Origin of the sequence: Burkholderia sp. Bp8963 (assembly GCF_003854275.1) — a bacterium.
Taxonomy (GTDB): domain Bacteria; phylum Pseudomonadota; class Gammaproteobacteria; order Burkholderiales; family Burkholderiaceae; genus Burkholderia.
This window is the reverse complement of sequence record NZ_QTQP01000051.1, coordinates 41,257-51,803: the sequence shown is the minus strand read 5'-3', so window position 1 is coordinate 51,803 and position 10,547 is coordinate 41,257. Positions and strand designations below refer to the sequence as shown.

Genomic DNA, 10,547 nt, shown 5'->3' with positions numbered 1-10,547 from the left:
CCGTTCGACTTGCATGTGTAAGGCATGCCGCCAGCGTTCAATCTGAGCCAGGATCAAACTCTTCAGTTCAAACCTGTTACTGTTTTCGGTTTCGTTAGAAACCGGTCGCTCACTCAAAGCTGACAGGTCATATGAATTGCTTCATAAACCTGACTTACTTTAGTGTGAGACTCTTGATACTTTTGCTATCCCGATCCGAGGACCGGGCTCGCCGTCATCAAGCGCCCACACTTATCGGCTGTTAATTTTTAAAGAGCATTTCTGCGAGAAGGACCGCTTTCTCAGCAGCGCTGCGTTTTCAGCAGCAGAGAAATGAGATTATGAACGCTGTTTCGCAGCTCGTCAACAACTTTCTTTACTACGTCGTTGCGACTGCGGGGTTCATCTTCCTTGGCCGCCCAAGCGCCTGAAACCAGACACCCAAGCAACTTCGCTTCCCCTCTCCCGCGCCGCGTTGCCGTCAGCGCGAAAGAGGCGTGATTGTAGGCATCTGCCCCCGCCTGTGCAAGGGGTTTGTGAAATAAATTTTAAAGCCCCATAAATAATCCAAATTTAAAAACCCCCGTGCGCTGCCGCGCACGGGGGTTTTTAAGCAGTTGCGGTAAATGTCACGGCATTTTGCAAATGGCGTCTGCGCGCGTCCCTCTAGTTGCCTTCTATGAGGAGAAAATAGTCAAGGCTTTTTTGGCTTCCGGGCTTTTGATGCCATCAGTACATTTCCTGTCATCTTAGGCCTCGTCCTGCAGGCGCATTTGGGGACGAAACTATCTCTCACGTGTCTGAAGCGCGTTGCGCACGTGAGACATTCACGTCTCACCGCCTTCTATCCGCCGGCGGGCAGCCGGCCGCATCCTATGCGCGTTACGCTGGAAGGTTCACCAGGAGTATGCCCCATCTATATCGTTCGGTTGCTGTCGAGCAACCCGGCAACTGCTCGGGCATATTCCGTTCAGACCGCAAGAATCTGTTTCATTTGATCCGTTGCTGCACTGGCTTGTTTGATAGGGATCCTTATCGCATTTTGAGTTCAGCACCTTCGGGAATCACACCTTCTTCGAGATAGCGCCATAGCGCGATGACCAGGCGGCGTGCCACCGCGACGATCGCAATACGTCGAGCGCGTCGGTTGGGGCCTGTGCCCTTCGTGCGCTCGTTGAACCAGCGAGTGAGCAGGCTGGCGGGCTGATACCGTATCCATGTCCATGCCGTTTCAATCAGTAACGCGCGCACGCGCCGGTTCCCTTGTTTGCTGATCCCCTGATCGATCTGGGTTTGGCCGCTGTCGTAGGGCTGCGGGACCAGGCCGGTACAGGCGCCCACCTGACGGCGGTTGGCGAAGCGCCTCCAGAAGAGCTCGAGTGCAAGTCTCGAGCCGCTAACCGGACCGATGCCGCGCAGGTGTGTGAGGTGATCAATACGCTCGCGCGCACGTTCGGGAAGGTTGAGGTGGTAGGCCTTTTCCAGGGTGGCCGCCTGCTTCTCGACCAGCGCCAGCCGCTCGCACTCGCGCAGCAGGCGTTCGTGGAGCTCGTCGGGCAGCGGGGCACCATCGTGACAGCGCACTTCACGGCATGCGACGCGGGTGGGGAAGTTACGGCTGTTGACATTCTCCCAGCAGCCGACCGTGGCCAGCAGCTTGCGCATGCGGTCGCGGTGTTGCAGCACTTCTTTCTGCAGTTGGCCGCGATCACGCATCAGGTGACGCGAAGCTTCGTCTTGGGCAGAGGGTACGTGCACCGCGTGCATGCGGTCGCGTTCGCCGCCCAGCCAGGCCCGCAGGTTGATGACGAGCTTCGTCACGTCAAGCCGGTCGGTCTTTGCGCGCCGTTTTTGGCGTTGGACCGGAATGCTCGCGGGATCGACGACGTAACATTCGATGCCGCGAGCCTGCAGAGCCCGGAAGATCCAGAATGCGTCCTGACCGGCTTCGTAGCTCACGACGATACGCGTGTTGTCGGGCAATGCCCAAGTCTGCTTTTGGGTGGCAATCAGCGTAAGCACGGCCTGCAGACGGACGGCCGGGTCGGTTTGTGCCACCGTGTGAATCGACGGGCTTTCTCGATGCCCGTCATGCAGCGCGACTTTCCACTTTGCCGCCGCCAGTTCAAGCGATACGGCCAGTACCACGTCCGTTGCGTTGCCTTGCATTTCCTGTGTACACATGACGCCCTCCGGTGAGGAACTTCACGACACGCTGATTTTACCGATATGGCTTCGTCGCCCCTTGCTGTACATAGGATCTATACAGGGTGCTACGCTAGGGTGTGGCTTCAAACGACCACCGTATCGCCACGATCCCACGACACCAACGTGCATTTCTCCGGCGCGGCCATCGTATTCACGTCCGTGCTTGCGGCAGGCAGTACATGACAGTCCCCGTTCCGGCACCCATTCAATACATATAGGAACCCGTCCATGGGACGAGAACGGAACGCGCTGTCGAGTATCATGCGGCGATTGCATCACGCACAACGACCCAAGATGGACAGCACCGCCCAATCCGACGAAGCAAACCTCCGCGCCGAATATGCGGCACTACGCGAACACGCCACGATGCTGGAGGAACAGGTCCCACCGCTGCTGCAACGCATTTCAGATGTGTTGCCTCGCATCGGCGGCCAATCCGCCCAGGCAGACGACTACCGGGAATGGCTGGTCGGTGCGCGAAACGCAGCCCTGGTGTCCATCGAGAACTATCAGCAGGCGATCCCGTTCCTGCAGACGGCCGAATCGATCATCGAGCAACTCGACAAGACGCCGGAACGCGATGAAGACGCGGAATGGCACGACGCGTTGCTGCAGCGCCTGGACGAACTGATCGACGTGGCCGTGGTCATGATCGACGACGCAGCGGCACATTACGAGCAAGCGCAGGATCCCGATCCCGCAGACGTCCCCCGATCCCTTCTCGACGATTGAAGCCTCGGTCGTGCCGCCGTCCGGCTGTGAACGAACGCCACTCCGGACGCGCCACCGACCCACCACGCCGACGATACGGCTCCGCCATCCTGGCGCCAGTCACTTCAACGGGCAAATACCACTGCGTCAGCTCGAACCTGTCTGATGCGACCGCGCGTATGCTCGACATACATTCGCCGCGCGTATATCCACGCGCCTCCCGTAAAGGCTCACCTTGAGCATCGCGCATGCGACGATCCGATTCAACGACGCGCCCGTAACGCACGCAGCATGCCGACGCGGAATGCGACCGGCTTTGCTGTCCCGCCAGCATTCGCCGCCGTTCCACGGACGTGTGTCGACCGAATCGAAGTGACTGCATCTGCCCCGATCGAGCTACGGTGCAACACGATCGTCACTGGCGCTCACCATCGGCACGCGGATGAATCCCCCCTCCGCATCCCCATAAGCGGACGCGCGGCCGTCCAGCACGCATTGCGCAGTCAACGCGCAAAGCGCAGCGTCTCTTGCATCGACGGTGGTCAGCGTCCTGACATCGACGCCCAGACTGGCCAGCAATTGCTTGCGCTGAACGCGCTTCTGCTTCGCGGACGCAACGTCCTTGCCGAGCAGCGCACACGTAATCGCATGCGGATAGGTCTCGAAGCACACGCGTCCACCCGCATAGCGCGGCACACTCAGAAGCGGATACGCGTCAGACAGCGCCCGATAGACCCGTTCGCCGGTAAACATCCAGTCATAGAACCCTGTCGTATTCGCGAGCGCCCGTTCCCGCGTCGGCGTCGAGAACAACGAAATCCGCTCGCTCACCAGCGCGCGTTCGGCCGGCCGATGACCGTCGCCGGCCCACCACCGGCTCGGCGAATCGACACCGACCGCCACGACATCATGGTCGAGACACAAGTGGAGCAATGCCTCCGGCGCAACCCGCTCGGCGCGATACAGGATCGACGTGCCGCGCAGGATCACGAGATCGCATTGCTTCCTGTTTCCGCCGACATCGACGCCGGCGACAGCGTGCATTGCGGGCGCCGCAGCCTGCGCACGCGCAGTGCCGGACGCCGCCCGCTTCGCCGGCATGCTCACTCCGACGGCCGCGCGTCGTATGCGGCATCGAAAATGCCCTCGAGCCCCGGATGAACGCCACGCATCCGATCGACGACCGCCTTGGCCCAGTCGAAGTACGCCTGCTTCCGGTCGAGCGGCCAATCCGCGGGCGGATGGTTCGCGATGTCACGCAGGTTGCAGATCTTGTCGGCCAGCTTCACGAGCTTCGCACGACGGCTGATCTGCACGGCATGCTCGATCTGCAGGCGCTTGCGCTCGTCCTTCGGCAACGACTTGTTGTCCGTCACCTCCATCACGATGTCCGCAACATCCTTGCCGAACAGGCGCAGCAACTCCTGCTCGGTCGTCTCCGTGTCCTCGACCGTGTCGTGCAGCACGGCGGCGACGATCACGCGCTCGTCCTCGATGCCGGCCTCGTTCGCGAGCACGTTGGCCAGCGCGATCGGATGATTGATGTACGGGGACGCCTCGTCGTCCTTCCGCCGTTGATTGCGATGCTTGTCCGCCGCAAACGCAATGGCTGCTACCAGCTTGTTCATGATTACCCCCTGAGTGGCCGGACCCGCCGGCCCGGCCGGTCGCGCGCCAGCCCATTCTCGCAGATGCCGCGCACGCCACGATGACGGCCCGCCCATCCGCGCCGCCGCGACCGTGCGACCGTGCGACCGTGCGACCGGGATGCCCGGACGCCCGGATGCCCGAACCTAAGCGACGGCCGGCTCCCGCTGCAGCGCCACCACGTTGACCGGTTCGCCGAACACCTCCTTCACCAGCGGCAGCAGATGATCGTGGTGCGTGAGGAACAGCACCTGCGTCCGCGTGGACAAATCCCGCAACGCCTCGAGCCCCGCCTTCGCACGCGCGTCATCGAAATTGATGAACAGGTCGTCGGCGACGAACGGCAGCGCGGTCCGGTTCGCGAGCTGCAGTTCGAGCGCAGCGATACGCAACGCGAGGAACAACTGGTCGCGCGTGCCCTCGCTCATCCCGGTCACCTCGACCGCCGTGCCTTTCGTGCGCCGCGCATAGAGTGCGGGCGGCGTTCTTTCGGTATCGACCGTGAGCCGCGCGAACTCGCCGAGCGTCAGCCCCGCAAAGATTTCTCCCGCGCGCTTGAGCATCGGCCCCTGCTTCTGGTCGCGGTAGCGATCCGTCGCCCACTTCAGCAGCCGGCTCGCGGTCGCCGCCTCCAGATACTGTTCGGCCGCGTCGCCCATCGATGCCAGCGCTTCCTGCCGCTTCGCCTCGGCCACGGCCGCGTTCGCCTGACCGTTGATCGCGCCGAACGCCTGCTCGGCCACCACCTGCTGCTGCGCGAATTCGTTCAGCCGTTTGCCGAGGTCGCCGAGTTCCTGCTTTACCGACTCGAGGCGGGCCGGCACCTCGGCGATCTCCTGCTCCGCGATCTCGGCCGCGATCGCCTGCTGCGAAAGACCATCGCCGTCGCGGACCAGCGCCTCCTGTGCCGCGCCGATCGCCTTCAGCAGCTCGCGCCGCCGATCGGAGCGCTCGGCAAGCGGCAATGCCGCATCGATCGTGTCCACGCCGGCCAGTTGCAAGAGCGGCTGGATCCGCGCGTCCGCGCCCGCGACGGTGGCGACCGCGTCCGCTACCTTGCCCTCCGCGTGCCGGATTGCGTCGTCGGCCCGTTCGATCGCTTTCGCGGTTTCCTTCGCGGCCGACAGGCGCACCGTCAGCCTGCGCGCAACCTCGAGCCAGTCGTCGTCAGTCAGCCGCGCGGGATCGAGCGCTTCGGCGAGCCGGCGCGCGCCGGATTCCAGCGCAGAGAGATCGGCACGCATCGCGGCGATCCGATTGCGCGGCGCGTCCGCTTCGGCGAGTTCCGCCGCGACCGTGTTCGCCAGTTCGACTGCGCCTTCCGCCGCAGCGAGCGTCACGGCACTCGACGTGAGTTTTGCGTCAGCCAACGCGTCCCGCCATTGCGCATGCCATGCGTCGTAGGCCGTCTGCGCGTGGTCGACCTTCAGTTGCGCACCGGCGCACCCGCGTTCGGCCTGCCGCACCTGATCCTCGAGACTGCCCTTCTGCGCGATCGATTTCTCCGCCGACTGCACGAACGACTCGGCCGCGACGACAAGCGCCGCGAGCCCCTCCGATTCGCTTCCGCGCGAGACCGCTTGCAACGCCGCGAGCAGCGCCGCCTGAGCCCCGGCGCGTGCCGCACACGTCTCGTCGAACTCGTGTTGCAGACGGGCGAGCGTCGCCTGCGCGGTCATCGCCGCGTCGCGCTTTGCCAGCCAGTCGCTCATGTCGGCAAGCGGCATGCCCGGCACGCCGGCCGCTGCTGCGAGTTGCGTCCACGCGTCGCGGCAGCCGGTCAGCTCCCGCTCGCGCTCGCTCAGTGCAGCCTGCCTTCGCATCAGGTTCGCCCGCGACGACTCGACCTGCTGACGCAGCGACTGCAACGTCGCCGCCGCCTGCGTGGTGCCGAGCCGGGAATCGACGAGTTCGTCCGCAAGGCGGATCGCATCGTCGACAGCCGGCGCGCCGGCCTCCACACCGACCGTCCCGCGCTTGACGTCGCCCCACGCATCGTCGCGCCGCGCCCGCGCCGCCAGCACGTCCGCGGTCGTCACGACCTTGTTGCTCTCGGTGAAATGCCGCTCCTGCAGTTCGAGCCGCTCGAGCTCTTCACGCGCACTCTCCGACGCTTCGCGCGCCGTGGCAACCATGCTCGCCTGCTCGCTGTCCTCCTTCAGCAACGCAGCGAGCCTGGACGTGGACGGCAGATCGAGCGTGCGCAGCGCGTCCACCGGCCGGCGCCATTGCCCGAGCTCGTCGAGCGCATACTCCAGTGCACGTGCAGCAGCCGCGACTTCGCGATCGAGCGCCTGCTCCCGCTGTCCGCTGTTCCTGAAACCCTGCGCGTCGGCAAGCGCGGTGCGAAGCGCGTCCGGCACCTCGACAGTCGACAGTCCGTCGAGCTGATCCTTCAGCTGTCCGCGCTCGCGCGTCTTTTCGTCGAGCGCGTCGCGCGCGCCGATCAAAGCCTGATGCAACGCGCCGTGGTCGCGCAGCAGGTTGGTGACCGTCTTCAGCGACAGCGCCTTCGGCAATGCGGCGCGCAGCATCGCTTCGTCCGCCGGCCAGCCGAGCTGGGCAGCCGCGCCGAACGCGGCGGACAGATGACGCGCGGCCTCCGCGTCGCGCAACAGCAAGTCTTGTCGATGGTTCGCGCATGCGCTGCGCAGCTTGTCGAGCGCATCGATGTCGCCCGCGAGTGCCAGCGCGTCGGTGTCCGCCTCGATCGCGTCGCGCGACTGCCGCTTGGCGGCCAGGTCCGCACGCCGCTCCTCCAGCACCTTCTGCTCCGCCGCGAGATCGCCCTGTGCCTTCAGCAGATCGGCATAGGCCGTCGGCGGCATGTCGACGACGTCGCCGAGCTCGGCAAGCGCGCCCTCCTTGATCGTCAGCTCCTTCAGATACGGCGCGAGCCGCCGCACGCGCTCGAGCTTCGAGCGCAGCGACTCGAGCCCGCGCTGTGCGGTGCGCAAGCGCTCGATTTCCTGCTCGACCGCTTCGCACGCCTCCTTGCGCTCGACCCAGTCGCGCGTGCGGACCTGCACCGCCTTCAGTTCGCTCACGGCGTCATTGAAAGCCGACTCGGCCAGCGCAAACGCGCTGCCGCTGCGCCGCGGCGCCCAGAGCTCGCCCGACCGCGCGTCGAGTTCCTCGCGCACGGGCCCGAGGCTGCCGACGCCTGCCGCCGACTCGAACAGCACCTGGCCGAGCTTGTCGGACGCGTCGAGAATGCTCCGGCCGCCTTCGACGAGCCGCCCGTGATCGAGCCCGAACATCTGCTCGAAGAACTCCTTGCCCGCGCCGTCGAGAACGGCCGCCAGATAATCGTCCGGCAGGCGCTCGTCGGCGGGCGTGCGCAGCGGACTGCGGCCGCGCGCCCGATGAAACGCGAGCTCGCCCGCCCCGCTTTCCAGCACGCCGCCGATTCGCAGTTCCGGCGTGCTGTGCAGGAAATCGAGCGGCGTCTGCAGCTTCATGCCGAACAGCAGCTCCGATACGGCCGTGCGGATCGTGGACTTGCCGGCCTCGTTCGGGCCGACGATCACGTGGAAATCGTTCATCGCCCGCGGAAACCGCAGCGTCTCGTCGGTGAACTTGCCGTACTTGATCAAATCGAGTTGCTTGATGCGCATCGCTCACTCCCCCCTGGCCAGACGCGCGAGCAGCGCGGGGCCGACCTGCTGCACCAGCGCCGTCAGCTCGCCGGCCCTCGCGAGCGCAAGCAGCGGCGCGTCCTCCTTCACCTCGCTGCGCACCTTGCCGACGAACGGCCGCAGGTCGCGCTCGAGCAGCGCGATGAACTCCGGATCCTGCGCCGCCGCCGCGAGGATCTGCTTCAGGTCTTCCAGCGCTTCGAGCTGCTCGCTCGCGCCGTCCGTGGCGTCTGCGGCGTGCGCAGCGGATGTCGCGAGCTTGACCTTCTCGAGCCAGAGCCGCTCGTTGCCGATGATGCCGATCTGGTTCAGCACTTCCGCGCGCAGCTGCGTCGCGCGTCCGAAGAAGAGACCATGCGCGGGGGTCTGCCCGGTCACCGTCACGCGCACCGCGCGCGGCACGTGACCGTCGACCGACAGCAGCGCTTCGAGCGACTGGCCGATCTTGCGCGACAGGTCCGCGATCGACACGCAGTCTGACGCATCGACCGACACCGCCTCCCAGCGCAGCACGTCGAGATACAGGCGCTCGACATGCGTGTGCCCGTTCTCGACGCTGACGATCACGGCGCCGCGGCGCCCCGTCTCGCGGATATGCCGGCCCTGCAGGTTCCCCGGAAACACGATCGTCGACCGCTCCGCCCATTGCTGGAACTCGTGCACGTGCCCGAGCGCCCAGTAGTCGTAGCCTTTCGCGTGCAGCTCCGCGCGCGTGCACGGCGCGTAGCTCGCATGGGCCGTGTAGCCTTCCAGCGCGGTATGCAGCACGCCGATGTTGTAGTGGCCGGGCACCGGCTCCGGATAGCCGAGCACGAGGTTGTCGACGACCGCCTTGTCCTTGAAGCTCTGTCCGTGCAGCGCGACGTTGAATTCGGGCAGGACGTGGACTTCCGGCTTGCGGTGACTGAAGACCGTCACGTTGTCCGGCAGCGTCAGCTTCTTCGTCATCTCGCTCTCGGCATCGTGGTTGCCCCACAGCACGAACGCGCGGATGCCCGCCTTGCGCAGACGCCCCATCTGCTGGCTGAAGAAGATGCCAGTGTTGTGATCCTTCCAGTCGCCGTCATACAGGTCGCCGGCGATCACGAGAAAGGCCACCTCTTCCTCGAGCGCGCGGTCGACGAGCTGCCGCAGCGCCTCGCGGGACGCGTTGCGCAACTGCGCGGCCGGCGCGTCGGGATAGGCACTCAGGCCATGCAGCGGGCTGTCGAGGTGAATGTCTGCCGCGTGGATGAACTTCACGAAGATTCCTCAGGTACGTATCGGGTCAGGCGCAGAAGATGCCGACGGACGGCCGCGTTCGACCGTTGTCGCGGCGCCGGTGCGACGAGCACGCGCGCAGTCGGGCCGATCGGACCAATCGGACCAATCGGGCGGCATCTCCGTAACCGGCGATTGTAGTGGCCATTGCCACTCTGCGCGCGATACGGCCGACGCGCCTGCGGCCCCGGAATCGCGGCATCAGGCCTGATTGGCATCGCGCCGGTACTCGGCCGGTGCCTTGCCCACCAGCTTGCGGAAGTCGCGCGTGAAATGCGCCTGGTCGAAATAGCCGAGCGCGTGGGCCAGTTCCGCCAAGTCGATCGGCTCGCCGCCGGCGAGCTTGTCGGCAGCTTCATGCAGGCGGTAGCGACAGATTACCCACTTGGGCGTCACCCCCACGTAATCGGCAAAGAGCTGCTGCAGCGTGCGCTCGCGCAGGCCAGCGCGTTCGGCCAGGTCGCGCACCTGCGTGAGGCCGATGTCCTGCTGCAACATCTGCAGGATCGCGTGGATGCGCTCGACCTGCGGATCGGGCCGCGGCAGCACACGCAGCAGCAGCGACTCTGCGGCCGACACCATGCCGGCATCGTCTTGTGCGCCGAGCACGATGTCGTCGGCTTCGGCGTCACTGCAGTCGAGCAGCGTGGACACCGGCAGCACCTTGTCGGTCAGCAAATGCACCGGCTTGCCGAAGAACGCGCGAAAGGCGCCGGGCCGAAAGCGCAGGCCGAGCACGCGACCCGCGTCGGTCAGCGTGGTCTCGAACGCGCCCGACACCACACCGAAGACGCCCGTCTGCCGCCGGTCAAACACCAGGTTCACGCATGGATACGGCAGCGTGCGCTGCACATGGGCCGGCTGGCCGCGCAAGTCCCATTCGACAATCCAGTGGTGATCCAGCACACCGGCCAGTGCGGGACACGGGTGGTAGCGATTCAGGCGGATGCGCTGGTGGAAGGCCTGTGGGGCGACCACGCCCTTGGGTGTGTCGGTAACGTTACGCAAGTCGGTCATGTTGAAGGCGTCGGATGCGATGCCGCGATGATGCACCGCGGCAGCGGGTTTTTCCAAGACGACTGCGCGCGGCCGCACTACATTGGC

7 protein-coding genes and 1 rRNA gene are annotated in these 10,547 nt (G+C 65.3%); 1 reads left to right on the top strand and 7 read right to left on the bottom strand.

Translation table 11 applies throughout. The annotated features are described in order from the left end of the window. Positions 1-69 (bottom strand): 16S ribosomal RNA (locus tag DID96_RS30315); the annotation flags it as partial. A gap of 942 nt (positions 70-1,011) precedes the next feature. Continuing rightward, entirely contained in the window at positions 1,012-2,163 is a 1,152-nt protein-coding gene (locus DID96_RS30305; RefSeq protein WP_124602909.1) for an IS110 family transposase, read from the bottom strand. Between the two features lie 318 nt (positions 2,164-2,481). Between DID96_RS30305 and DID96_RS30300 the strand changes: the two genes are divergently transcribed. Then, the gene (locus DID96_RS30300; protein WP_124602908.1) at positions 2,482-2,919 is read left to right on the top strand and encodes an ATPase; all 438 of its coding nucleotides are present in this window, start codon (positions 2,482-2,484) and stop codon (positions 2,917-2,919) included. Between the two features lie 375 nt (positions 2,920-3,294). Here the strand turns inward: DID96_RS30300 and DID96_RS30295 are convergent, their stop codons facing one another. The 5 genes from DID96_RS30295 to DID96_RS30275 form a co-directional block, all read right to left on the bottom strand. Continuing rightward, entirely contained in the window at positions 3,295-3,942 is a 648-nt protein-coding gene (locus DID96_RS30295) for a DUF429 domain-containing protein (RefSeq protein ID WP_260464048.1), read from the bottom strand. A gap of 59 nt (positions 3,943-4,001) precedes the next feature. Continuing rightward, entirely contained in the window at positions 4,002-4,526 is a 525-nt protein-coding gene (locus tag DID96_RS30290; protein ID WP_124602906.1) for an HD domain-containing protein, read from the bottom strand. A gap of 165 nt (positions 4,527-4,691) precedes the next feature. Continuing rightward, positions 4,692-8,162: a YhaN family protein gene (locus tag DID96_RS30285; RefSeq protein ID WP_124602905.1), complete on the bottom strand. Its 3,471-nt coding sequence runs from the start codon at positions 8,160-8,162 to the stop codon at positions 4,692-4,694. A 3-nt stretch (positions 8,163-8,165) separates the two neighbouring features. Next, entirely contained in the window at positions 8,166-9,425 is a 1,260-nt protein-coding gene (locus tag DID96_RS30280) for a DNA repair exonuclease (protein ID WP_124602904.1), read from the bottom strand. Between the two features lie 219 nt (positions 9,426-9,644). Beyond that, positions 9,645-10,460: a helix-turn-helix domain-containing protein gene (locus tag DID96_RS30275; protein ID WP_124602913.1), complete on the bottom strand. Its 816-nt coding sequence runs from the start codon at positions 10,458-10,460 to the stop codon at positions 9,645-9,647. Positions 10,461-10,547: the final 87 nt, after the last annotated feature.

Bases quoted from the DNA above. Each gene is read 5' to 3' on its own strand.
- DID96_RS30305 (WP_124602909.1), bottom strand. From the start codon at position 2,163: ATGTGTACACAGGAAATGCAAGGCAACGCAACGGACGTGGTACTGGCC.
- DID96_RS30300 (WP_124602908.1), top strand. From the start codon at position 2,482: ATGGACAGCACCGCCCAATCCGACGAAGCAAACCTCCGCGCCGAATAT.
- DID96_RS30295 (WP_260464048.1), bottom strand. From the start codon at position 3,942: ATGCACGCTGTCGCCGGCGTCGATGTCGGCGGAAACAGGAAGCAATGC.
- DID96_RS30290 (WP_124602906.1), bottom strand. From the start codon at position 4,526: ATGAACAAGCTGGTAGCAGCCATTGCGTTTGCGGCGGACAAGCATCGC.
- DID96_RS30285 (WP_124602905.1), bottom strand. From the start codon at position 8,162: ATGCGCATCAAGCAACTCGATTTGATCAAGTACGGCAAGTTCACCGAC.
- DID96_RS30275 (WP_124602913.1), bottom strand. From the start codon at position 10,460: ATGACCGACTTGCGTAACGTTACCGACACACCCAAGGGCGTGGTCGCC.